The organism is Bosea sp. 124 (genome assembly GCF_003046175.1).
Taxonomy (GTDB): Bacteria; Pseudomonadota; Alphaproteobacteria; order Rhizobiales; family Beijerinckiaceae; genus Allobosea.
The window spans coordinates 4,273,154-4,296,288 of sequence record NZ_PZZM01000001.1 but is presented as its reverse complement, the minus strand read 5'-3'; the positions used below and the strand labels follow the sequence as shown (position 1 = coordinate 4,296,288).

At 67.5% G+C, this 23,135-nt stretch carries 18 protein-coding genes; 9 read left to right on the top strand and 9 right to left on the bottom strand.

Going from position 1 to position 23,135, the window contains the following annotated elements; all coding sequences use genetic code 11:
• Window positions 1-3: 3 nt before the first annotated feature.
• From tssB to C8D03_RS20390, 3 genes are all read right to left on the bottom strand, one after another.
• Complete coding sequence (tssB, locus tag C8D03_RS20400) at window positions 4-537, bottom strand: type VI secretion system contractile sheath small subunit (protein WP_108049173.1); 534 nt, start codon at window positions 535-537, stop codon at window positions 4-6.
• A gap of 122 nt (window positions 538-659) precedes the next feature.
• A complete protein-coding gene (locus C8D03_RS20395; protein WP_108049171.1) occupies window positions 660-2,135 on the bottom strand; it encodes a type VI secretion system protein TssA in 1,476 nt (491 codons plus the stop codon).
• A gap of 70 nt (window positions 2,136-2,205) precedes the next feature.
• The gene (locus C8D03_RS20390; protein WP_108049169.1) at window positions 2,206-2,757 is read right to left on the bottom strand and encodes an OmpA family protein; all 552 of its coding nucleotides are present in this window, start codon (window positions 2,755-2,757) and stop codon (window positions 2,206-2,208) included.
• A 116-nt stretch (window positions 2,758-2,873) separates the two neighbouring features.
• On the opposite strand from C8D03_RS20390, the gene C8D03_RS20385 reads away from it, so the two are divergent.
• The 3 genes from C8D03_RS20385 to tagH all read left to right on the top strand — a co-directional run bounded on the left by C8D03_RS20385 (window position 2,874) and on the right by tagH (window position 6,790).
• The gene (locus C8D03_RS20385; RefSeq protein WP_108049167.1) at window positions 2,874-4,727 is read left to right on the top strand and encodes a type VI secretion system Vgr family protein; all 1,854 of its coding nucleotides are present in this window, start codon (window positions 2,874-2,876) and stop codon (window positions 4,725-4,727) included.
• A gap of 5 nt (window positions 4,728-4,732) precedes the next feature.
• A complete protein-coding gene (locus C8D03_RS20380) occupies window positions 4,733-5,287 on the top strand; it encodes a DUF6931 family protein (RefSeq protein WP_108049165.1) in 555 nt (184 codons plus the stop codon).
• A 66-nt stretch (window positions 5,288-5,353) separates the two neighbouring features.
• On the top strand, window positions 5,354-6,790 hold the full coding sequence (tagH, locus tag C8D03_RS20375) for a type VI secretion system-associated FHA domain protein TagH (protein WP_108049163.1): 1,437 nt from the start codon (window positions 5,354-5,356) through the stop codon (window positions 6,788-6,790).
• 78 nt (window positions 6,791-6,868) lie between these two features.
• On the opposite strand, the gene C8D03_RS20370 is transcribed toward tagH, so the two are convergent.
• The gene (locus C8D03_RS20370; RefSeq protein WP_108049161.1) at window positions 6,869-7,228 is read right to left on the bottom strand and encodes a RidA family protein; all 360 of its coding nucleotides are present in this window, start codon (window positions 7,226-7,228) and stop codon (window positions 6,869-6,871) included.
• Between the two features lie 77 nt (window positions 7,229-7,305).
• A complete protein-coding gene (locus C8D03_RS20365; protein WP_108051854.1) occupies window positions 7,306-7,806 on the bottom strand; it encodes a PAAR domain-containing protein in 501 nt (166 codons plus the stop codon).
• 225 nt (window positions 7,807-8,031) lie between these two features.
• Here C8D03_RS20365 and tssK point away from each other — a divergent pair, with 225 nt between their 5' ends.
• The 6 genes from tssK to C8D03_RS27010 are packed head-to-tail and all read left to right on the top strand — an operon-like array spanning window position 8,032 to window position 17,986.
• A complete protein-coding gene (gene tssK / locus C8D03_RS20360; RefSeq protein ID WP_108049159.1) occupies window positions 8,032-9,369 on the top strand; it encodes a type VI secretion system baseplate subunit TssK in 1,338 nt (445 codons plus the stop codon).
• Window positions 9,366-10,820: a type VI secretion system protein TssL, long form gene (tssL, locus tag C8D03_RS20355; RefSeq protein ID WP_108049157.1), complete on the top strand. Its 1,455-nt coding sequence runs from the start codon at window positions 9,366-9,368 to the stop codon at window positions 10,818-10,820. Before tssK ends, tssL begins: the two co-directional genes overlap by 4 nt.
• 15 nt (window positions 10,821-10,835) lie before the next feature.
• The gene (gene tssM / locus C8D03_RS20350; protein WP_108049155.1) at window positions 10,836-14,450 is read left to right on the top strand and encodes a type VI secretion system membrane subunit TssM; all 3,615 of its coding nucleotides are present in this window, start codon (window positions 10,836-10,838) and stop codon (window positions 14,448-14,450) included.
• A 16-nt stretch (window positions 14,451-14,466) separates the two neighbouring features.
• Complete coding sequence (gene tagF / locus C8D03_RS20345; protein ID WP_248308552.1) at window positions 14,467-15,162, top strand: type VI secretion system-associated protein TagF; 696 nt, start codon at window positions 14,467-14,469, stop codon at window positions 15,160-15,162.
• Window positions 15,159-15,956: a PP2C family protein-serine/threonine phosphatase gene (locus tag C8D03_RS20340; RefSeq protein ID WP_108049151.1), complete on the top strand. Its 798-nt coding sequence runs from the start codon at window positions 15,159-15,161 to the stop codon at window positions 15,954-15,956. Before tagF ends, C8D03_RS20340 begins: the two co-directional genes overlap by 4 nt.
• Window positions 15,953-17,986 (top strand): serine/threonine-protein kinase, encoded by a 2,034-nt coding sequence (locus tag C8D03_RS27010; protein ID WP_108049149.1) that lies wholly within the window; start codon window positions 15,953-15,955, stop codon window positions 17,984-17,986. The genes C8D03_RS20340 and C8D03_RS27010 overlap by 4 nt, the downstream gene beginning before the upstream one ends.
• A gap of 24 nt (window positions 17,987-18,010) precedes the next feature.
• Here C8D03_RS27010 and C8D03_RS20330 read toward each other — a convergent pair whose 3' ends face one another.
• The 4 genes from C8D03_RS20330 to C8D03_RS20315 form a co-directional block, all read right to left on the bottom strand.
• A complete protein-coding gene (locus tag C8D03_RS20330; RefSeq protein ID WP_108049148.1) occupies window positions 18,011-18,292 on the bottom strand; it encodes a hypothetical protein in 282 nt (93 codons plus the stop codon).
• Window positions 18,293-18,377: 85 nt separating this feature from the next.
• Window positions 18,378-20,039 (bottom strand): transglycosylase SLT domain-containing protein, encoded by a 1,662-nt coding sequence (locus tag C8D03_RS20325; protein ID WP_248308551.1) that lies wholly within the window; start codon window positions 20,037-20,039, stop codon window positions 18,378-18,380.
• Between the two features lie 151 nt (window positions 20,040-20,190).
• A complete protein-coding gene (locus C8D03_RS20320) occupies window positions 20,191-21,747 on the bottom strand; it encodes a methyltransferase domain-containing protein (protein ID WP_108049146.1) in 1,557 nt (518 codons plus the stop codon).
• A 130-nt stretch (window positions 21,748-21,877) separates the two neighbouring features.
• Window positions 21,878-23,095, bottom strand: coding sequence for an OmpA family protein (locus tag C8D03_RS20315; protein ID WP_248308550.1), 1,218 nt, complete (start codon window positions 23,093-23,095; stop codon window positions 21,878-21,880).
• Window positions 23,096-23,135 lie beyond the last annotated feature (40 nt).

Sequence of the window (23,135 nt, the reverse complement as noted above, 5' to 3'; positions counted from 1 at the left end):
TGCTTACTTGTTGTCTTCGGCCGTCGCGCCGTCGGACGGCTTGTCGCCAAGCTTGTCCTTGAGTGCGGCCATGAGCTGGGGATCGGCCAGGAGCGCCTTGATCTGGTCGCTCGCCGCCATCTTGCCGTCCATGAAGCGCACCAGATTGGCGAGCTGTTCGCGCGCCTCCAGCAGCTTCGCCATCGCCGGGATCTGGCGGGCGACCGCGGCCGGGTTGAAATCGTCGAACTTCGAGAACTTCAGCGCCACCGAGAGCTTGTCACCACCGTCGCCGAGTTTGTTGGGCACGTTGAAGGCGACACCGGGCTCGATCGCAGCCATGCGCTGGTCGAAATTGTCCATGTCGAAGTCGAGGAACTTGCGCTGCGAGATCTCGGCCTTCTCGATGCCCGAGGCATTGCCCGAGAGGTCGGCCATCACGCCCATGACGAAGGGCAGCTCGATCTTCTGCTCTGCGTTGTAGGGGTCTTCGTAGGTGATGTGGACCCGCGGCGGTCTGTTGCGGCGGATGAACTTCTGCCCTGAATCTCCGGCCATTGGACCAGCCCCTCTGCAATCGCGTCACGCCGACGTAACGTGACATCCTAACCGTTCTTGGTCTCTACCGATATAGTCGCGCCTGTCGGCCGCGAGGTTCAATCGGAATACAAAAAACTGCCCTAGCTGTCGGCTTCCGGCATCAGCGCCACCTCGGGCAGGATGTTGCCGAGAAGCGCCATGAAATCTTGCTGCGCCAGCGCGCAGGCCTTGTCCATCAGCAGCGGCGTCGGATGCGAGGGCTCGGTCTGGCGATAGAACGACGCCACCGCCCTCATCCCCGCGACCGCATCGGCGCGGCTCTCGACCTTGGGGCCGGCCGCCTTCGGCGCGATCGCACGCGGCTCGTCGGCAGCCTCCACGGCCTCCTCATCGGCCGGCTGCTCCGCCTCGCCGTCGTCGGACACCTCGTCGGAGCTATCCTCGGAGCCTTCCTCGTCGGAACTCTCCTCATAGGACGTCTCCTCGTCGGAGCTGTCCGCGTAGGAGGTATCCTCGTAGCTCTCCTCCTCGGCCTGCTCCTCCGGCGCGCTCAGGCGCTCCAGCGGCAGCCGGAAGCGCGGCCGGTCGCCGATTTCCAGCACCGCCTTGTCCAGATGTTCCGGGAACATGATCTGAATGACTTCGATCAAGGACTTGCCGATCAGTTGCTGGGCCTGGCCGATCAGAAGGACCGCCGGGCTGGAAGGCTCCATGCGGCGAAAATAGCCGAGGCAGGAGCCCAGCGTATCCTTCACTTGAAGGATGTTGCTGCAGGTCCCGGGAGCAAAGCTGCTGCTGCCTGCTGGCGCGGCTGTGCCCGGCGCGGCGTCCGCCACCGGCATCGCCTGGTGGCCGGGCACGCGCCGCCCGACCGCCGCGTCGAGAAAGGCGATGATCTGATCGACCAGCGCCGACAGGCGCGGAAAGCTGAGCGCATGATCGATCCCGACCTTCTCCAGCCAGATCGCGCGGATGGCGCCGAGCGCATCGCCGAGCGCACGAACGCGCGCGAGCGTGGCTGTGAGGTCGTCGATTTCCGCCTCGCCCAGCGCAGCCTGGATCGTGCCCTGGTCGGGATGCTGCTCGCCCTCGACCAGCTTCGTCTCGCCGATAGCGACGAGCTGGCTCCTGAAGGCGAAGGGGCCGATGCGTCGGCTGACAAACAACGGCGCATGCTGCAGCGGCAGGACGACCGTCGGCAGTTCGTCGAGGCTCTGCAGCGCGACCCCGCGCATGATGAAATCGCCGTCCATGGCGCGCGGATGGACCTCCTCCCAATGCTCGGAGAGGAGGGTCGTGATGGTCGTTAGGCAGGCCGCGAAAGCCGGCACGTCGCGATTGAGGATCGCGAGCTTGCCGGCCAGCACGAAGACCCTGAGATCCCTCGATCGTTCGAGCAGCTTGGCGATGTCGGAGAACGCGGCCGGGAACTCGATGCCGCTGCGGTCGAACGCGACCTGGCGCCCGTCATCGTCGCGCCGGAAATACTGCGCCGGCAGCGCGACCTCAAGCCGCGCCGTGACGTTCATGAAATCGGCATCGTCCTCGAGGTCCGGCCCGCAGGGATCCTCGTTGGAGATCGCCTTCGCCAATTCAGCGAAATTCAAAGCCGCCATCGCCCTCACCGCTCACGCATTCAGCGGCTCAACCGCAGGAAAGCCCGCCCGGGGGGCGCAGCCCGCTCGCTCACTCGCTCTTCAGCCGCGTCTCGACGCGGCGGTTCTCGCCAGCGAACGGATCGGCGACGACGGGCTTGTTCTGGCCGTAGCCGCGCGCCGCGAGCTTGGCCGTGTCGACGCCGCGTTCGCTCAGATAGCGCACCACGGCCTGGGCGCGCCGCTCGGACAGGTCGAGATTGTAGGAGGGCCTGCCTGCGGCGTCGGTATGGCCTTCGACGACGAAGCTGCTGGATGCGAGCTGCGGCGCCTTCAGCGCCTTGGCGAACTCGTCGAGATTGACCCGCGCATCGGGCTCGAGCACGTCGGAATTGTATTTGAACCGGACGACGAGATCGAAGGCTGCCACCGCCGCCGGCTTCACAACATGGCCGGCCTTGTTGCAATCGGCCTCGGTACCGATGCACAGCCCGCGCGTCGCGCTGGCCTGAGGCGTCGCCGGGCCGAAATGCTTGATGATGTCGTCCGCCTTGTAGGTCTGCGCCTGCGTCGGCAGCGCCTGCAACACATAAAAACCGGCGGAAAGGACGGCGATGGCTGTAATACTGGGTTGCTTGCGCATGGTCCCCCTCCCGTTTAGCTTCGCGCGGGCGGTTAAAGATTGAAGGCGCAAACTATGACTCGCGCCATCCGCTACGTCAATATCAAAATAGCATCTAGAACCGCGAGGTTTCGTTGATGGCCGCTGATCTTCGACAGTCTCAAAGAACTGCGTCGTTTACGACGCCTTTGGGTCAAGACGTATTTTCGCTTATGCAATTCGAAGCTGAAGAAGCTTTAAGCGAATTGTTTACATTTCACATAGAAGCGAGCAGCAAGACTGAGAACGCCGATCTTCAGGGCATCATGAGCCAGAAATGCTCCGTCAAGATGACGCTCAAGAATGGCAGCGAGCGGGTCTTCAACGGCACGCTGGTCGATGCTCAGTGGATCGGCAAGGAAAACGACCTCTATCTCTATCGTTTCACGCTGAGGCCCTGGCTCTGGCTGCTGTCGCAGCGGGCCGATTGCCGGATCTTCAAGAACAAGACCGCGATTGAGATCATCAAGCAGATCTTCGCCAAGGAGGAGACGGCGAGCTTCGACGATCGCACCAGCGACGGGCTGCAGAAGATCGACTACTGCGTCCAGTATCGCGAAACCGACCTCGATTTCGTGCTGCGGCTGATGGAGCAGTACGGCATCTACTACTATTTCAAGCACAGTGATGGCGACCACAAGCTGATGCTCTCGGATTCGCGCTCCTCGCATGATCCGGTCCAGGCCACCGCCCAGCCGACCTTCACTGGGGCCGGAACCGCCTACCCCCTGATGCCGGTGTCGAGCCGCCTGCCGCGCCATATCGAGCACATGACGCATTGGTCGACCATGCGGCGCCTGCGGACGGGCAAGATCGCGCTGAAGGACTACGACTTCCAGCAATCGGGCTCCGACCTGACGGCCCGTGCCGAGGAGGGCTTCGACAAGGCGAAATCCTACGAGGCCTATGACTATCCCCGCACCTATATCAAGCGCGACGAAGGCGAGCATTTCGCCCGCGTCCGCGCCCAGGCCGAGCAGGCGACGGACGACCGCCGCCACGCAGCGGGCGACGCGCCGAGCCTCTATCCCGGGGCGCTGATGAGGCTCGCCGCACATCAGACGGCTTCCGAGAACATCGAGTACCTCGTCGTCAGGGCGAGCCATGCCTTCAGGGGGCAGAGCTACCGTTCGGGAGGCGGCGACGACTCCTCCTATAGCGGCTCCTACGAGTTCCAGAAGAGCGACCGGCGCTTCCGGGCGCCGCTGGCCACGCCGCGCCCGACCGTCTACGGCCCGCACACCGCCAAGGTGGTGGGCGACAAGAACCAGGGCGAGGAAGGCGACATCGACGTCGACGAGTTCGGCCGCATCTGGCTGCGCTTCCACTGGGACCGCGAGGACGAATCGACCTCGTGCCGGACGCGCGTCGCGCAGATGTGGTCGGGCAAGAACTGGGGCGGGCAGGTCATCCCGCGCATCGGCCAGGAGGTCGTGGTCGAGTTCCTCGAGGGCAATCCGGACCTTCCGCTGGTCACCGGCACCGTCGTCAACGACCAGCACAAGCCGCCTTATGCGCTGCCCGACAACAAGACCCAGTCCGGCCTGAAATCCGAATCGACCGACGGCGTCGGCTTCTCCGACTGCTACAACGAGATCAAGTTCGAGGACCGCAAGGGCCAGGAAGTCTTCAGCATGCAGGCCGAAAAGGACCATCAGGTCCTGATCAAGAACAAGGAGACGCGCGAGATCGGCCCCGATTACCAGGACGGGGGCTATTCGCGCGAGACCACGCTGAAGAAGGGCAACGACAAGCTCGACATCCAGAACGGCAAGCTCGATATCGAGGCCCTGACCGAGATCAACCTCAAGGTCGGGGAGAGCACGATCAAGATGCTGCCCGCGAGCATCGAGATCTCCTCGCCGACCATCGTCATCACCAGCGTCGCCAAGACCGAGGTGCGCAGCGATGCGCTCGTGATCGTCAATGGCGGGCTGGTGAAGATCAACTGAGAGCCATGTCGCGTCTTCGCTTCAGCACCGCCCAGGAGGTGTTCGACACCTTCCCCTCCGCACGCAAGGTCATCAAGACCAAGCCGACGATCGAGCATCCGCTCGCCTTCCTGAAGCGGCTGGCCCAGGGTCCGACGCCGGCCGAGGCGATCGGCTTTTGCGCCTTCGTGCTGCCGCGTCGCGAGGCCGTCTGGTGGGCGGCGCAGTCGCTGCGCGCGATGCAGCCGCCCGGAACGCCTCAGGACGAAGGCGTCGCCGCCGCCGAGGCCTGGGTCCGCGATCCGCGCGACGAGACGCGCAGGGCGGCGCTCGCGCTGGCCGACGGGGGCGACACCGCCCTGCCCGGCACCTGGGTCGCCTTCGCCGCCGGCTACTCCGGCGGCAGCATGGTGGCGAGCCATGCGGTGCCATGCCCGCCGGACCTGACGGCGAAGATGGCGCGCATCGCGGTCCTGACGGCGCTAGCACGGCTTTCGGGCCGCGAGCATCAGGCCGCATTGCGCAACTGCATCGAAGCATGCATTCGATTGGCCGATGATGACGGCAAGACCACATCCTGAGTGCGCACCGGCGGAGCCGCGCGCCCGCAGCACCGCCCCCGTGCGAGGGGCCGCCGGATCGCCGCCATGCGCGGCGTCACGACCGCGGGCAAGATGGCCGCGTGCAAGGCGGCTGCGTCCAAGAGTTTCGCGATGCCCCTGACGCTGACGATCGAGAACGAGACCACGCTGCCTGATGGCGGCCCCCTCAGCGTCACGCTGAGCGGTGGCCGGGGGCTCGACATCGGCCGCGACCAGCATCTCGACTGGGCCCTGCCCGATCCGACGCGGGCGATCTCCGGGCGCCATTGCGAGGTCCGCTTCCGCGACGGCGACTACTGGCTCCGCGACGTCTCGACCAACGGCACCTACGTCAATGGCGGGAGCCAGCGCGTGCAGTCGCCCTACCGGCTGCAGCATGGCGACAGGCTCGAGATTGGGCATTACGTCATCGCCGTCACGATCGACGGCGCCTCCGTGCCGGGCTCGGAGCCCGCCGGCGCGTCCAGCTTCGCCCCGCAGCCGGAATCGCTCTGGTCGGCGAGCGGCGACGAGGCTCCGCCGATCCCGCGCCGCGACCTGCTGCCCCCGAACAAGCACCGCCCCGTCCATGACGGCTTCATCGACTGGGCCGCTGATATTCCGGCCCCGACGACCGGGCCGGCGGCTCCCTTGCCACCACGGCCCGCGCCACAACCGGGCGGCGACGATTTCGCCTGGGCGCCCTATCAAGCCCCGCCGGCGGCCCCAGTCGAGCCCGTCGCGCCGATCCCGACGCCGCGCCGCCCGCTCACCGCCGAACTGCCGCCGGGCGATCCCTGGGGCGATCCATCGGCGGCGGAGCCCGCCCCGGCGATCACTCCGCGACCGCAGGCGGACCCGCCGCCGCCCTCACCCTCGCAGCCCTTCGCGCCGCCGCCGACGCCGGCCGGAATGCCCGCGATCTCGGCGGCCGAGTTCGTTCAGCGCTTCGCCAAGGGCGCGGGCCTCTCGACCGGCGATCTGGGCTGGCAGGATCCGGGCGCCTTCGCCGAGCAGCTTGGCGGATTGATGCGCCTCGTCGCGATCGAGCTGAAACAGTTGCTTGCCGCTCGCGCCGAGAGCAAGCGCATCGCCCGCAGCGCCAACCAGACGATGATCCAGGCGCAGGACAACAACCCGCTGAAATTCTCGCCGACAGTCGACGACGCGCTGCAGCTCATCTTCGGCAAGCCGAAGAGCGGCTATCTCAGCGCGCAAAAGGCCTTCGACGAGAGCTTCCGCGATCTCAAGGCCCACCAGATCAAGACCTATTCGGCCATGCAGCACGCGCTGCGCATGCTGGTTGAGGATCTCGATCCGCAGGCCATCGCCGAAAGCATGGCGCAGGAGCGCGGCCTCGATTCGCTGCTCGGCTCGCGCAAGGCGAAGATGTGGGACGCCTATGTGGCCCGCTGGGACGCCAAGACCGCCCCGTATGAGGACGGCCTCGTCGACGCCTTCATGCTCTACTTCGCCGAGTGCTACGACCGCGGCGGGAAGTGAAGGCAGCGGAGGGTTCGACCACCGCCCGTCATGGTCGGGCTTGTCCCGATCATGACGGGCATTTCCAATCACAGCGCCTTACAGGCCGAGCTTCGCCGCCACGGCCGTGATCTCGATGTCGTGGCCGGGCGAGGCCAGCTTCGCCTCGACGGTCGCGCGGGCCGGTGCCGTGCCGGCCGGCACCCAGGCGTCCCAGACGGCGTTCATCTCGGCGATCTTCGAGATGTCGGTGAGGAAGATCTGCACGCTCAGGATGCGGGTCTTGTCGCTTCCGGCGCTTTCCAGCGTCTCTTCCAGCAAGGCCAGCACCTCGGTGGTCTGCTCAGCCAGCGGCCGACCCTCGGTCTTCTCGGCGACATGGCCGGCGAGGAAGACGATGCCGTTGAAGATCGCGGCATCGCACCAGCGCTGCGTCACTCCGATGCGTTCGATGGGCATGCTCTGTATCCTCTGGTGATCCGGGTCGGGCGGAGGAATCCGCGCCAGCCCCCTCCTAGCCGAGGACACCCTGCCCGTCAGCCACCGATGATGACGTTCACCATCCCCATGACGATCTTGTTCGGCGGACCGACCGCCTCGATGATCGTGTCGCCGACGCGGCAGGCCGAGAGATTGTTGATCAGCACGGTCTGCGACCCGTCGATGACGACACCGGGGCCATGCGGTGGAATCGGCAACGGCGTCAGACAGTTGTGGATATCCGCTCCACCGGCGGCTCCGGTGATCATCGAGCCCATCGTCGCAGCGGCAGTCGACTTGACGGTCTCCTCGGCCGCCTTCGCAGCGGCCGCGCCCGGCGTCGGCGCAGCCGCGACGGTCGCCGCTTCCGCCGTGGTGATGGCCGCGTCCGAGACCTGACGCGCCGCCTGGATCGCGGCCGCCGCGGCGGCCGAAACGCCGCGCCAGGCCGGCAGCCCGCCGATCAGTACGGTCGGACTGCCGGGACCGGGCTGGAGGATGCCGGGCAGCGGATGCAGAACCACGTCCAGAATTCGCGCGGCTGGGCCTGTCGGCATCGATGGCTCCTGCTTGCAGGCCGCCGTCCGGGCCTCGCCGCGGCGCGCGCGGACGATCCGGATCGGCAGCGGATTCGATCCTGATCGACTGCCCGCAATCGCGCAACCGCGCATCATTCAAGTCAATGATGGCAGCCGGTTCGGCTGCGTCTAGCATTCGCTTGGTGACGCTTGTTGGTGACCCGTATAAGGTTGCCCGCATGCCTTTGAGTGAGCGAGACCCGGATGTCGTGGTACAGCAAGGTCGTCTGGTCGGAAGGGCTTTTCCTAAGGCCGCATCACTTCCAGCAGAACGATCGGTATCTTGAGAACCTGCTGGAAAACCGTGTCCGGCACGTCACTCCTTACCCATGGGGATTCTCGGTGTTGGAGATCGACCGCGATCTCGCCCAGCAGAGCCGGATAGGCCTGCGCCGCGCCGTCGGCGTCATGCCGGACGGCACGCCCTTCGCAATGCCCGACAACAGCCCGTTGCCGCTGGCGATCGAGGTGCCGGAGAATGCCGCCGGCCAGATCGTCTGGCTCTCGCTGCCGCTGGCCTCGGCCAACACCCGCGAGGTCGAGGACACGCTGAACGGCAGCGCCAGCCGCTACGTTCCCGCGACCGAGATGCTCATCGATTCGACCGCCTCGCTGCGGATCGAGGAGGAGATCGACATCGCCCATCCGCGCCTGACGCTGGAACTGCGCAAGACCGCCAAGGCCGGCTATGTCGGCCTGGCTCTCGGGCGCATCCTCGAGGTCCGCGACCGGGCGATCCTGTTCGACGAGAAATTCGCGCCGCCGGTCCTGGTTTGCTCGGCTTATCCGGTGATCGAGGGCTGGCTCGACCGGGTCATCGGCTGGATCGACAACAAGCTTGAAGAACTCGCCCGCTACGCCGCCGACCCGACCGCCGGTGGCGGCCTGCAGAGCGCCGATTACTTCATGCTGCAGCTCCTGAACCGGCAGATCCCGGTGCTGAAGCATCTGCGCCAGTCGCGTTATGTCCATCCCGAGCGCCTGTTCGTGACCTTCGTCGCGCTGGCCGGCGAACTCGCCACCTTCACCACGGCCGAGCGCCGCGCCCGCGACTATCCGGCCTACGACCATGACGATCTGGAAACCTGCTTCACGCCGGTCGTGCGCGACATCCAGGACTTCCTCTCGGCCAATCTCGGCCGCCGCGCCATCCGGCTCGAGATCACCGAGCGCGCACCCAACGCCTTCATGTCGACGATCCGCGACCGCAGCCTGGTCCGCAACGCGACACTGATCCTGGAGGTCGCGGCACGGCGCCCGCTCACGGAGATCCAGGCGCAGTTCCCGCAGCTCTTCAAGGTCGGCCCCAACACCAAGATGAACGAGATCGTGCATGCCCATCTGCCGGGCATCAGCCTCGTCCACCTGCCGACGCCGCCGCCGCAGATCCGTGCGCTGACGGACCATGTCTATTTCTATCTCGACCGCGCCTCGCCGCTCTGGCCCGAATTCTCGACGGCGAGTTCGATCGGCATGCATTTCTCCGGTGACTGGCCCGATCTCGAAATGGAGCTCTGGGCCGTGCTCGAGGGCAGGCGATGAGCGATCCGGGTTCGCCTTCCGATCCGTTCGGCCGCTCGGACCGGACCATCATCAAGCCGAACCCGGCCGGACGCCGCGCGCCCCTGCCCTCCCGCCCGGCGCAGGCCGCGCCGGCCGCGCCCTCTCCCTATGCCGCACCGACCCCTTATGGAGCTCCTGCCGCACCCTCGCCCGGCGTGCCCGGCACCGGTGACGAGTGGCTTTCGGCACCGCAGCAGACGGCACCGCGATCCGCGCCACCCCCGCAAGCTCCCGCTAGCGGCCCGATGCCGCGGCGCGACCAGCTCCTGACGCCCAACGCCAACCCGCTGCTGCGCGCCGCCGGTCCCTTGCTGCTGCTGCTCGGGCGCCTGCGCTCCTCTTTGAGCAGCGCCCCGCCGGCGCAGCTTCTCGGCCAGGTCACCGAAACGATCGAGGCCTTCGAGCACGAGGTCCGCGCTGCCGGTGCCTCGGCCGAGCAGACCCGGATTGCGAAATACGTCCTCTGCGCCGCGGCCGACGACATAGTCCAGAACATTCCGGGTGAGGACCGGCATGTCTGGACCCAGCACAGCATGCTCTCGCGCTTCTTCGGCGAGCGCACCGGCGGCGTGCGTTTCTTCGAGGAACTCGACCGCGCCAAGGCCGATCCCTCGGTGAATTACGATCTGCTCGAGATGATGCATGCCTGTCTGGCGCTGGGTTTCCAGGGCATCCACCGGACCTCCTCCGGCGGAGCCGCCAATCTCCAGATGATCCAGCGCAACCTGTTCGAGACGCTGCGCCGGGTGAAGCAACCCGACCCCGAGCTCTCGCCGCGCTGGCGCGGACAGGCGGTCGCCTCGCAGGTCGCGCGCTTCAAGATTCCGGTCTGGTCGGTGGCAGCGCTCGCTGGCCTCGCCGTGCTCGGCCTCTATTTCGTCTTCCGCGCCTTGCTCGGCGGCAATGCCGAAGCTGCGGCCTCCGCCCTGCTCACGGTCCATCCCAAGGGCGAGCTCGGCATCGTCCGCAAGGTCTTCTCGGCCCCGCCGCCGCCTGTGGCGCCACCGCCCGTGCTGCCCAAGGTCTGCGGCGCCGTGCAGCCGCCGATCGTCTGCCAGGTCACGCCCAACGTCATCATCGTCCGGCTCGTCGACATCACCCTGTTCGAGCCGGGACAGGCGGCGGTGCGGGACGAGTTCAGGCCGCTGATCGAGCGCATCGCGACCGTGCTGGAGACCGAGGGCGGCACCGTCAAGGTGCTCGGCCACACCGACAACGTGCCGATCCGCACGGCCCGCTTCCCGTCCAATCTCGAACTCTCGCAGGCGCGCGCCAAGGCGGTCGGCGAGCTGTTGAGGACCAAGCTGAGCAAGCCCGACCGGATCAGCTTCGAGGGCAAGGGCGCCGACGTTCCGATCGCCCCCAACGCCACACGCGAAGGGCGCGCCAAGAACCGGCGCGTCGAGATCGTGATCCAGCGCAACGTCTGACGGAGGCTCAAGCGGATGAACCTCGCGACCTGGCTCAGGATCGGCGCGATACTGCTCGGAACGCTGGCGCTCGGCCTGCTGATCTGGTTCGGCGCGCCGTTTCTGGCCGTTGGCGAGGTCAGGCCCTTCGAGTCAATCTGGGTGCGGTTGCCGATCGTCACGCTGCTGGCGCTCGGCGCGATCGCCTGGATCGCCGTGATCGTGATCCGCCGCCGCCGCGCCACCGCAGCACTCAGCGAAGCGCTGGAACAGCAGCAGGAGGCGACAGGCGACGGCGCCGCGCTGTCTGGCGCCATGCGCGATGCCCTGGCGACGCTGCGTCGCGCGCGCGGCAAGGAGGGCGGCGATTATCTCTACGACCTGCCCTGGTACGTCATCATCGGCCCGCCCGGCGCCGGCAAGACGACGGCGCTGGTTAATTCCGGGTTGAAATTCCCGCTCGCGCGTGGCGGCGCGGCGCCTGCCGCCATCGCCGGCGTCGGCGGCACGCGCTACTGCGACTGGTGGTTCGCCGAGGAAGCGGTGCTGATCGACACGGCCGGCCGCTACACCACGCAGGACACCGACACCAAGGCCGAGAAGGCGAGCTGGCTTGCCTTCCTCGACCTGCTCAAGACCAACCGTCCACGCCAGCCGATCAACGGCGTCATGGTCGCGATCAGCGTCGAGGATTTGCTGACCGCGAGCCCTGAGGAGATCGCTGCGCATGCCGACGCCATCCGCAACCGCCTGCTCGAACTGAACGAGCGGCTGAAGGTCGATTTCCCGGTCTATGCCGTCTTCACCAAGGCCGACCTCATCGCCGGCTTCAACGAGTTCTTCGGCGCGCTCTCCGAGCCGCAGCGCCGCATGGTCTGGGGCCACTCCTTCCAGACCACCGACAAGACCCGCAACATGATCGGCGACGTCGCGCCGGAATATGACGCGCTGATCGAACGATTGAACGAGCGCCTGCCCGACCGTTTGCAGGACGAGGCCAACCCGACCGCGCGCGCCCAGATCTTCGGCTTCCCGAGCCAGATGGCGACGCTGAAACGCTCGGTCACCGATTTTCTCGGCCGCGTTTTCGAGCCGACGCGCTACCACGCCAATGCGACGCTGCGCGGCTTCTATTTCACCTCCGGCACGCAGGAAGGTACGCCGATCGACCAGTTGATCGGCGCGCTCTCGCGCAATTTCGGCAGCGATCACGCCAGCGCCGGCGCCTATTCAGGCCGCGGCAAAAGCTACTTCCTGACCGACCTGATCCAGAAGGTGATCATCGGCGAAGCCGGCTGGGTCTCGACCGATCTCGGCGCCGCACGCCGGGCCACCATGCTGCGCGTCGCCGGATTTGCGACTGTCGCGATCGTTTCGCTTCTCGCGCTCGGCCTGTGGTGGGTCAGCTTCTCGCGCAACAGCGACCTGATCACCGCAACCAATTACGGCCTCTCCGACTACCGCAGCAGCGCCGCGCCCGTGCTGCAGGAGACGACGATCTCGGAGCGCAATTTCAGCCGCGTGCTGCCGCTGCTGCACAAGCTGCGCAACATGCCGACAGGCTATGCCACGCGCGCCGAGCCGACGCCGGTCTCCGCCACCTTCGGGCTCAGCCAGCGCGACCGGCTGCAGAATGCCGCCGAGATCACCTATCAGCAGGCGCTGGAGCGGATGCTGCGCTCGCGCATCATCTTCCGCCTGGAGGAGCAGCTCGAGGCCAACGCCAACAATCCGGGCTTCGTCTACGAGGCGCTGAAGGTCTACATGATGATCGGCGGCCACGCGAAGCTCGACCGCGATCTGGTCATCGCCTGGATGCGGCTCGACTGGGCCGAGAACCTCTTTCCGGGCGCTGCCAACGCCAAGGGTCGCGAGGCGCTGGAAGAACACCTCGTCGCGATGCTCGATCTCGACGACGGCGACGCCGAGCCGCTGGTCAAGCTCAACCAGTCGCTGATCGAGAACAGCCAGCGCACGCTGCGCCGCCTCAGCATCGCGGAACGCGCCTATGAACTGCTACGCACCCAGGCACGCTCTCAGAGCCAGAAGGACTGGGTCGCGGCGCGTCGCGGTGGCTCGGATGTCCGGCTGGTTTTCGAGGGCGCCGGCGGCGAAGACCTCGATCAGGTCCGCGTGCCCTATTTCTACACCTATGACGGCTTCCAGAACGCCTTCGTCGACCGCCTCGGCGACATCGGCGACCGGATCGAGAAGGAGCGCTGGGTGCTGGGCGAGAATGTCGACCAGCAGGCGATCATCTCGCAATACGCCACCCTGTTCCAGGACCTGCTGAAGCTCTACAGCCGCGACTATGTCGCCTCCTGGCAGCGCACCCTGGTCCGGCTCAAGCTGCGACCTCTCAATGCCGACAAGCCGCAATATGTCGCGCTGAGCGCGATGGCGGCGCCGACGTCGCCCTTCAAGCAGATCCTCGAATCCGTCCGCGACGAGACGCAGCTCACCAAGGAGCGCCCCTCGGCCCGGAAAGCCGCGGCCGCCGCCGCCACCGACATCCTGGAGAAGCGCGCCAACGAGGCGCTCAGCCGGCTCGGCACCAACCTGCCCCTGAGCGCGCCCGGCGTCGAGCGCGTGCTCGGCGGCGGCGGCAACGAAGCGCTCGGCGCCGATATCGAGAGCCAGTTCAAGCCGCTCCATATCCTGGTCGAGGGCGATCTCGGGCGCCGGCCGGTCGACCAGCTCCTGCAGATCCTGGCCGAGATCAACCAGAACCTCGCCATCGCCGCGACCAACCCGGCCCAGTCGGCCGCGGCCAATGCTGCGCTGGTTCCGCTAATCGCGGCGCTGCGCGCCAACTCCTCCCGCTACCCCGCGCCGTTCGGCGCCATGGTCGTCTCCGCCGTCAATGATTTCGAAGGCGATGCCACGGGCGCCACCGTCGCGCTGCTGCGACAGGCGCTGGGCGATCAGGTCAGCCGCGTCTGCACCGAGATCCTGACCAACCGCTTCCCCTTCGTGAAGGCGAGCGCGCGCGATGTGCCCCTGGCGGATTTCGCCCGGCTGTTCGCGCCCGGCGGCATCATGGACAAGTTCTACAAGGAGCGGCTCGAACCCTATGTCGACAGCTCCAAGGCGCAATGGAACTGGCGCGTCGAAAGCCGCGTCGCCCGCGCGCTCTCAGCCACGACGCTGCGCGAGTTCCAGCGCGCCAGCGAGATCCGGGAGGCCTTCTTCCCAACCGGCGGCAACCTGCCCTCCTTCCAGATGATCGTGGTGCCGACGGCGCTCTCTGCCGATGCGGCCAGTGCCAAGCTCGAGATCAACGGCTTCACGGTACAGAGCCAGCAGGGCGTCAACACGCCGGCGCCGGTGATGTGGCCGGGCGCCGGCATCGGCCGCACCGCCATCACGCTGACGCTCGGCGGCGCCAGCGGTGGCGGCGCCTTCGGCGGCGGCTTCTTCTCCAGCGGGCCGAGCGCGCCATCCGGCGAGGCCAAGCTCTTCGAGAAGGACGGCGTCTGGTCCTTCTTCCGCCTGCTCGATACAGGCTCGGTGCTGAAGCAGGGTGACAATGTCGGTTTGACGCTGGCGGCCGGGGGGCGCCAGGTCGGCTATTCCTTTGGCGTCGGATCGCTCAAGAACCCCCTGATCCTGCCCGCCTTGCGGGAGATCCGCTGCCCGACGGGGATCTGAGGAAATGGCGTGCGGATTGTTCGGGAAGCTGCCGGGCAAGCGCGACTTCATCGCCGTGAATGCGCCGGCCGCCTTCCTCAAGGTCTACGAGGCCTGGCTCCAGGGCGGCCTGACCGCGAGCCGGCTCGAACTCGCGGGCGGCTGGCAGAACGCCTTTCTCAACGCGCCGATCTGGCGCTTCTGGATCGGCCAGGCCTTCTGCGGCCAGACCGTCGCCGGCGCCTTCATGCCCTCGGTCGATGGCGTCGGCCGCTATTTCCCGCTGACGGTCTTCGCCGTGGCCGAGACAGGCGGCGCGATCCCGCATCCGGAGCTCGACCCGCAGGATGCGTGGTTCAGCCAGATCGAGGATTTCCTGCTGCAGGCGCTCGATGCCGAGGCGAGTTTCGAGGCCGTCTCGCTGCGCCTCGGCCAGTTGCCCGTGCCGAACGACGCCTTGCTGGCCGCTCCGCCGGCGGAGATGGCGCGCCTGCCCGACGGCAGCATCGTCACGGCGCTCAGCACTGCGAGCTTTCCCGAGCGGCTGGCGGCGCTGCGGGTCGAGGACCATGCCCGCGCCTATGCGCATGCGACCTGCTTCTGGACCGTGGGCGGCGATAATTTCGAGCCGCTCGCTCTGGCCGGCCATGGCCTGCCGGACCCCTATCTGTTCAGCGGCCTGCTGACCGGCCGCTTCGATGCGTTCCTCCCACAGGGGCGAGCCGGACCATGAACGACCTGAGCCGGGCGACGGCCCCTTTCGAGACCGGCGCGATCAGCCATGTCGGCCGCGTCCGCAGCGCCAATGAGGACAATCTCGTCGTCCGGCCGGAGTTCGGTATCTGGGCCGTGGCGGACGGCATGGGCGGCCATGAGAACGGCGCCCTCGCGAGTGCAACTGTCGCGGGCGCGATCGAACGCATCGGCGCGACGCAGTCCGCGCCGGACCTGCTGGCGCGGCTGGAGAGCGGCGTGCTGCAGGCCAATGAAGAGCTGCGCCGGCGCATCGCCGACAATGGCGGCGCGCCGATGGGCTCCACGCTCGCTGTCCTGCTCGTCCACGATCAGCATTTCGCCTGCGTCTGGTCCGGCGACAGCCGCGTCTATCTCGTCCGCGCCGGCCAGATCGCGCAGATCTCGCGCGACCATACCGAGGTCCAGGACATGGTCGAGCGCGGCGTGCTCACGCCCGAGGAGGCAAAGCGCTCGCCCCGCCGCCATGTCATCACCCGCGCCATTGGCGTCCACGACACGCCCGAACTCGATCTCGACTCAGGCGAGATCGAGAGCGAGGACGTCTTCGTGCTTTGCTCGGACGGCCTGACCGAGCATGTCGCGGATGACGAAATCCTGCAGGCGGTCGGCGATGCCGGCGCCCAGCAGGCCTGTGACGCCCTGCTGGCGCTGACCTTGCAGCGCGGCGCGCGCGACAATGTCACGGTAATCATCGTCCGTTATCATCATGGCGAGGCCCGGAACACGCGATGGATGCCGAACAGGCGCATGCAGGGAGACGACACGCCATGAGCGACTCCGAGCGCACTGTCTTCGCGCCGCGCGCCGGCGCCGTCTCCGTCGGGACCACGCTGAACGGCATCTACGAGGTCGAGCGCCTGATCGCTGTCGGCGGCATGGGCGAGGTCTACAAGGGCCGCGCCATCCAGACCGGCGACGCGGTCGCGATCAAGATGATCCGCCCGGAAATGGCGCGCGACGAGGCTGCGCTGGCGCTGTTCCGGCGCGAGGCGGCCGCGCTGCACAACCTCTACAACGAAGCGATCGTTCGCTATTACGTCTTCACCATCGATCCGGTCACCCAGTCGCCCTATCTCGCGATGGAGTTCGTCGACGGCCAGCCGCTGTCCGAACGCATCAAGGAAGGACCGCTGAGCCTGGATGAGGTCGACGTGCTCCGCCGGCGCATCGCGCCCGGCCTCCATGCCGCCCATCTGCTCGGCATCGTCCATCGCGACGTCTCGCCCGACAACATCATCCTGCCGGGCGGCAGCCTGGCGCGGGCCAAGATCATCGATTTCGGCATCGCCCGCTCCAGCATCCTGGGCGAAGGCACGGTCATCGGCTCCGGCTTCGCGGGCAAATACAACTATGTCTCGCCCGAACAGCTCGGCCTCTATGGCGGCGACGTCACCGGCCGCTCCGACATGTACAGCTTCGGGCTCGTGCTCGCCGAGGCGCTGACCGGCAGGCCGCTCGACATGGGCGGCACGCAGGTCCAGATTCTCGACAAGCGCCGCCGCGTACCGGATTTGTCGGGCGTCGATGCACGCATCCGCCCGCTGCTGGCGCGCATGCTTGCGGGCGACCCAGCCGACCGCCTCGCCGACATGTCGGAGGTCGCAGCCTGGCAACCGAAGACCGCGCCCGCAAAAGCGGCCGGAGGCGGATTGCCGCTGCGCGCTGTGGCGGGCGTTGCAGCCGTCGCGCTGCTGGCCGCCGGCGGATTTTATGGCTGGACAATCCTCGGAGGCGATCAGCGCCCGCCGAGCGAAGCCCCGCCGGCCCTTTCCGAGCCAAGGCAGGAGCCTTCCGCACAGGCGCAGAACAAGCCGCCGGACCTGGTCGGTGCGGAACCGGCAACGCCGCCGCCCGCCCTGACCCCACCCCCGACCGCATCGGAGCCGCCGTCCGCCGCCCCGCCCGCGACGCCGCCCAGGCCGCAGCCGAATCCGCAGATCGGCATGACAACCACGCCGCCGGAACGGCCCGCTTTGCCTCCGCAGCCGGAACCGAAACCGCCTGTGTCGAGCCAGCCCGACCCGAGGATGCCGCAGCCGACGAGCATCGAGCCGCCGCTGCCGCCCGCGATACCGGCGCCTCCGCCGCAGCAGTCACCACCGACGCGGCCCGAAACACCCTCCGGCAATGCCGGCCGCAACGAGCCACCGCCGGCCTCGTCGACGGAACGGCCGCCCGGCACGCCGGCCGAACGCATCCAGCGCTATGTCGCGACCTATGAGGGCGGGCCCTGCTTCTTCCTCTGGCCGACGGAGCTGTCGGAGCGGCGCGCCGTGCTGGAGGGCTTCGGCAATACGACCGAGCCCTTCGTCGCCTTCGATGCCGCGTTCAAGGCAACCCATGGCTTCGAGGCCCAGATCCATCTGCGTCCGATCACGGCGGCGCAATGCCCGATGGCCGATTTCCTGCGCCAGCTCGGCGACGACATCGACCGCACGCCGCGGCTGCAGATCAACGCCTTCAACATGAAGAGCGGCGACGTGCTGAGCGGCACGGTCGACAATGACGGCGGCCGCAACGTCGCCGTCGTGCTGATCGGCGACGACGGCCTCGTCTACAATCTGGCGAGCTATCTCAGGCGCGACGGCCGCCGCTCGAACTTCAACCTCAAGCTCGAATCGGCAGCCGGGGGAGCGCCGCGCCCGCAAACCGTCCTGACCTTCATCAGCCAGACGCCGCTGCCGGCGCTGTCCGGCCCGAACCCGACGCCGTCGAGCGACTTCTTCGCCAGCCTGAAGCAGGACGTCGCACGGCAGGGCGGCAAGATCGGCATTGGCGTCCGCTATTTCCGGATCGAGTGACGGCCGAGGCCTCGACCTGCCGGCTCAGTCCTCTTCGCGATAAAGCACGCCCCAGGCGTCCTGCCACAACCCCTCGGCGTCCTCGACGACGATCGGCGCACGGATTTCGTTGGCGAGCCTCACCGCGGAGCGGAAGGCGTCGACCGGAGCCATCTCGTCGCTGACGAAATCATTGACGAGATGCCCTCCCGCCAGCTCCGCCGGGCAGGCAATGCGGCCCAGTGTTTCGCCGTCGCGCTGGATCAGCGTCAGTGTGATCGCGTCCGGCTGGGCCTCGTCGACCTGCTCGAAACGGTTGGCTGCCATGGTCCTTGTCTCCCCTGTTGATCCCGAACCTGCGACGACGGCCACAGGCATCCTCTTCGCTTCCAAAAGCTCCCGCGCCGTCCGCTCACTTCTTCGCCGTCGGACGGTTGACGGCCTGTGCCGCGCCCGGCCTCACAGCGCTGTAGCGGTCGAGCCGGACCTTGATCATGTCGTTGAATTTCCGGTGAACCTCGGAGACGGAGAGTGTCTTGGTCTCGCCCCCGGCCTCGGCATAGAAGATCGGCCGGTTGGCCTGCGCCGGTTTCGGCAGCAGATCGGCCGCCTTGACATCAGGCTTTTCCTCCATCGTCTCGATGAAGGTCTGGGCGGCATCGGGCCCGAGGAAATGGATCAGATAGATCTCGCCGCCGGTGAGATGGCGCCCCATCGCCTTTTCCAGCCGCAGCGTATCGCGCTTCAGCATCTCGCCGGCGAGCAGCGCCGAGAGATAGGGCTCGCGCCGGAGATCGAGGATCCGCTGACGCTCTGCCCCGTCCGAGACGAAGAACTGCCGGCCGTTCTTTCCGATCAGCTTCGTCTCCGCTGCCAGCCCATGCTTGACGCCGAATTCGCTGACGACGCCGAGCCAGGTCTGCTCGATGAATTGGTAAAGACCGGTGGCCGAGGAGGTCTTGGCCTGGACCGACGTCGAGAACGAGGATTCCTTGTCGGCGACCGCCATCAGCAGGGTGGGATCGGCGCCCACGACCTTGCCGGCCCGCACGATCGTTTCGACGAGATGGCGGCGGATCCGGATCGGGCCGAAGGTCAGGAGTTGCTCGGGATCGCCGCCGCTGGTGATCGGCGCCTTTGGAATCTGTGACTTCGGACCGATGGCGGCCTGCCCGGCAGGCAGCTTCGGCGGCACCAGCAGGATGTTGGACGGCGGCAGCACCAGCGGCACGACCGGAACCTCCTGCACGGCTGCCACCTGCTCCTTGATCTCGGCCAGCGTCGGATCGTTGTTGAGCGCGAACTCGGTCGCCTGCCGCGCCGCCTCAAGATCGCTCTCGACCGAGGACAGGATCAACGAGGGCCGCGCAGCGGTCTGGAGAGCCGGGGCGGCGAGGATCGCGACCATCTCCGGATCAGGCGGCGTCTCCTCCTGCCTGAGCTTCGCCATCGCGATGCCAAGCACCGCCACCGCGACGCAGGCGATGCCGGCCGCGAGCCCGAACATCATCATCCGTCCGGACAGGCCCCGGCCTGCGACGGGCTCCGTGCCGAACGTCGCAGGCGGCGGCTTCGCAGCGCCCTCCTTCGCCCCGCCGGTGTCGGCTTTGACCGCCCTCGCCTTGTCGGGAACCCTAGCGGGCCCTGGACGCTCCGGAGCCGCCTTCTCCCCGGCGACACGGCGATGCAGGCTCGCGAACCAGTCCAGCCGCTGTGCCTCGAGGGCCACGAGATCGTCGACCAGCCGGCGCGCGGTGATCGCCGGCACCCTCGCCTCCCGTTCGATCAGGCCGATGGTAGCCTTGCTGCCCTGCTCGGCAACGAGCTTGAGGGCGAAGAACCAGAGCTGGAGGGGCGTACGGCGGTTGTCCAGCACCGTGCCGGCGCCCGGCTGGATCATGTAGTTGCAATGCCCGCAGGAGAAGGCGCGCAGCTTCGGGCGGGGTTCGAAGGTACTTGGGCGCCCGCAGGCCGGGCAGGTCATGCTGCTGCCGCCATGGCGGGCGCGCATCAGCGCCTCGAGGCAGGCCTCCTCCGGAAACACGGCCTGGAACTGCTTGAAGCGCTCGCTCATCGGCCATCACCAATCCGGCCGGCTCCGCCCGCAGCGCCGACCATCGGGATAGCACGATACGCCATCGTGACGACTTGCCGGCGCGTGACAACTTGCCCGAGCGTCAAGATACGCGCGTGACGCGGCTGCGACAATGTCGGCCCCTCATCCATCAGGCATGGAGCAGGCCGAGACGCGCGACATCCTTAAGATGAACCGCCACCTCCTCGGCGGTCGCGCGCCTGGGCAGGTCGCCGACGTCGGCGCCCGAGCCATGTGCCTCGTCGAGGAAGGCATTGAGGTCGCTCAACAGCATCTCCGGCGTACGCGAGCCGTCAAGCAGGCAGACGAATTTACGCACGATGACACCGTCGAGCAGCACCATGCGATGGCGCAGATCGGTGACCTCGCGCGTCGTCGTCGCCTGCCAGCGCGCGACCTCGCTCGCCAGCGGCCGTTCCGCGATCGCGGTCGTCAGCGGCGGCGCCTCCAGCTTGATGTCGAGCAGGCCGGTCTTGAAGATCGCGAGCAGCGCCTCGTCCAGCCGGGCGACCTGCGCCTCGACATCAGGCCCGAGTTCAGCGCCGACATCCGCGACGGCCTGCGCGACGAGATCCTCAAAAGCGATGCTGGCGGGCCAGACCTTGCTGAGCTGGCGCAGCGCCGCCTTGCACAGATGCAGGTCGACGGAGAGACGCACGCCCTCACCGAACTCGAAGCGGTCGACGCCGGGCTTCTGTTCCTCGCCGCCGGTCTCCTCGACCAACCGGGCATGGGCCGCGATGTGATAGGGCTTCAGCGACCCCGACTTGATGCCGCGCCGCAGCGGGATGCCTGCCCTGCAGAGCAGCGTCTCGCGGAAGGCGCGGCCGATCAGCAGGTCGAGCGTCTGTTCGCGCACGCCCGCATCCTCGATCGGAATCCTCGCGAGCATCGCCTGTGCCGGCCCCTTGGCGGCACCGTACATGTTGGGGAAGGAGGCCTCGGCCAGGAACTGCAGGCCGTGGCGCTCGGCGGAGCCCAGCACCTCGTGCAGGGCGAAGGCCCGCGCTCCCGGATTGAGATCGTCATGGTATAGTACGTTGTCCGGCATGTCCGCGAGCTGCTCCAGCCGCTGCCTGAGCGCCGCGCCATGGAAAGTAGCGGCATCGCTCGCCTCGGCGACCGCCTTGAGCGAGGCGCGCGCCACGCGCACCCGCTCTTGCGGGTCCGAGACGTCCCGAGTCGCATAGAGCATGACATCGCGCGCCAGGTCGCGCAGCCGGCAGCCCGGCAGCGCATTGTAGCTGACATAGGCGATGCCGCGCGGCGAGAGCAGTTCGCCGAAGACGGCGATGATCTTCTCGCGCACCATGTCCGGCACCCAGGAAAAGACGCCGTGGACGAGGATGTAGTCGAACTCGCCGAGCTCGGCCGCCACATCCATGATGTTGCGGTGATGGAAGACGAGATTGCCGAGGCCGAGCTCCGCCGTGGCGATCCTCGCATGTTCGATAGCGCTGCCGCTGAGATCGATGCCGACGAACTGGCTGCCGGGATATTGCGCCGCCATCGGGAGCAGGTTGCCGCCGCGCCCGCAGCCCAGTTCGAGCACCCGCATCGCCGAGGGCGAGGCCGCCTGCATGCCGTGGAAATGCGCGATCGTCGCGAGCCGGGCCGGATGCGTCTGCGAGAAGGAATGCCCCGGATAGGCGACGGCGTCATAGGGGTTGATGGCCGTGTCGTTCATCCTTGCCGCCCGCCTTGTCGCCTGCGCGTTGCACCGGCCGTATCGGAGCCCGACGCCAGCCGCTCCGCCTCCTTCATTTGAAGGACCGCATGCTCCGGAGCGCCGAAAAGCGTCTGCCGCGAGCCGGAACTCAGCAGCCGATGACCTTGAACTCCACCCGGCGGTCGAGTGCGTCGCTGGCGTCGTCCTTGCCCGTGCCGACGAGGTTCTCCTTGTAGCCCCGCCCGGTGGCGATCATCCGGCTGCGCCCGTCCGGCATGCCCGTCAGCAGCAGGTCCATGATGAATTGGGCGCGCAGGACGGAGAGCCGCTCGTTGAGATTGGGCATGCCGGTGCGCGAGGTGTGGCCGACGATCTCGAGGCAGGCCCCCTTCTGCCGGGCACGGGTCGCGATCTGGCTGAGCCACATCGGATAGGGCTCGGTCGTCTGCGGATTGTCGATGAACTGCGTCGTGCCGGGCCGGAAAAGCAGCTTCACCATGAGCTGGTCGCCGCTCAGCCCGTAATCGACGAGATCGCCGAAAGCCTCGACCGAATCGTCGCGACGGCCGAGCTTGGCGCTGGCGAGATAGGTGCCGATCCGGACACGGTGCTGGTCGCCACCCGGGAGCCGCCGCGCCGTGCGGTAGAACGCCAGCGCCTCGCGGAAGTGTTGCGCCTCGTATTCGGCGATGCCGTCATTGATCAGGGCATTGGCGGTGAGGCGATCGACATAGGCCGGCTCGAGTCCGCCGCCGAGCGCCGTGCCCTGGCAGGTCTTCACATAGGCATCGGTCGCCTGGTCCTTCGCCCAGACCGGCGAGTCGCGATAGTATTGCGTCGGCGTGACGTCGACATTGTCGAGCGTCGAGCGCGCCACTCCCTTGGAGACGATGGTCCGCGACTTCAGATCGGCCAGCGTCAGGCAGATTCGGAAGGCATCACGCGGCCCGTCGCCCCCCTGGTTGTTGATCGCCGTCAGCGTCCCGACCAGCACGACGGGATCGCGCGCCAGAACTTCCGAGCTGAAGGGCTGCACGACAAAGCGCGGATAGGATTTCTGGACGATTTCGGTCAGCGTCTGCTGCATCGCGCGCGTCGCGGTCGACTGCGCGCCCGACGCTGCGTCGATCAGCGGATCGATGACCAATTCGACACGGTCGGCGCCGAGATTGGCCTTGCCGAAGAGGTCGCGCGCAGCCCGTTGCAGTGCCTCGGGATAAGGCAGCGGTGTCGGCGGCACCGGCTGCGCCTGTACGCTCGCGCATCCTGCGACCACAGCAAGCGCGAGCAGGGCGTGCCGCATCACAGGCCGGCGGGCGTCACGGCGGCGGCGAAGGATCGACCACATGGATTCTCTGCCAGTCATGTCAGCGGGTCCGTGACGGAAGGCGATGGCGGTCGGCGCA

What these genes read in the sequence shown, in the direction of transcription:
- C8D03_RS20390 (WP_108049169.1), bottom strand. Translation starts at nt 2,757, where the DNA reads ATGCGCAAGCAACCCAGTATTACAGCCATCGCCGTCCTTTCCGCCGGT.
- C8D03_RS20385 (WP_108049167.1), top strand. Translation starts at nt 2,874, where the DNA reads ATGGCCGCTGATCTTCGACAGTCTCAAAGAACTGCGTCGTTTACGACG.
- C8D03_RS20325 (WP_248308551.1), bottom strand. Translation starts at nt 20,039, where the DNA reads ATGAGCGAGCGCTTCAAGCAGTTCCAGGCCGTGTTTCCGGAGGAGGCC.
- C8D03_RS20315 (WP_248308550.1), bottom strand. Translation starts at nt 23,095, where the DNA reads ATGACTGGCAGAGAATCCATGTGGTCGATCCTTCGCCGCCGCCGTGAC.
- C8D03_RS20370 (WP_108049161.1), bottom strand. Translation starts at nt 7,228, where the DNA reads ATGCCCATCGAACGCATCGGAGTGACGCAGCGCTGGTGCGATGCCGCG.
- C8D03_RS20380 (WP_108049165.1), top strand. Translation starts at nt 4,733, where the DNA reads ATGTCGCGTCTTCGCTTCAGCACCGCCCAGGAGGTGTTCGACACCTTC.
- C8D03_RS20330 (WP_108049148.1), bottom strand. Translation starts at nt 18,292, where the DNA reads ATGGCAGCCAACCGTTTCGAGCAGGTCGACGAGGCCCAGCCGGACGCG.
- tssK (WP_108049159.1), top strand. Translation starts at nt 8,032, where the DNA reads ATGTCGTGGTACAGCAAGGTCGTCTGGTCGGAAGGGCTTTTCCTAAGG.
- tssB (WP_108049173.1), bottom strand. Translation starts at nt 537, where the DNA reads ATGGCCGGAGATTCAGGGCAGAAGTTCATCCGCCGCAACAGACCGCCG.
- tssL (WP_108049157.1), top strand. Translation starts at nt 9,366, where the DNA reads ATGAGCGATCCGGGTTCGCCTTCCGATCCGTTCGGCCGCTCGGACCGG.
- C8D03_RS27010 (WP_108049149.1), top strand. Translation starts at nt 15,953, where the DNA reads ATGAGCGACTCCGAGCGCACTGTCTTCGCGCCGCGCGCCGGCGCCGTC.
- tagH (WP_108049163.1), top strand. Translation starts at nt 5,354, where the DNA reads ATGCGCGGCGTCACGACCGCGGGCAAGATGGCCGCGTGCAAGGCGGCT.
- C8D03_RS20340 (WP_108049151.1), top strand. Translation starts at nt 15,159, where the DNA reads ATGAACGACCTGAGCCGGGCGACGGCCCCTTTCGAGACCGGCGCGATC.
- C8D03_RS20320 (WP_108049146.1), bottom strand. Translation starts at nt 21,747, where the DNA reads ATGAACGACACGGCCATCAACCCCTATGACGCCGTCGCCTATCCGGGG.
- C8D03_RS20395 (WP_108049171.1), bottom strand. Translation starts at nt 2,135, where the DNA reads ATGGCGGCTTTGAATTTCGCTGAATTGGCGAAGGCGATCTCCAACGAG.
- C8D03_RS20365 (WP_108051854.1), bottom strand. Translation starts at nt 7,806, where the DNA reads ATGCCGACAGGCCCAGCCGCGCGAATTCTGGACGTGGTTCTGCATCCG.
- tssM (WP_108049155.1), top strand. Translation starts at nt 10,836, where the DNA reads ATGAACCTCGCGACCTGGCTCAGGATCGGCGCGATACTGCTCGGAACG.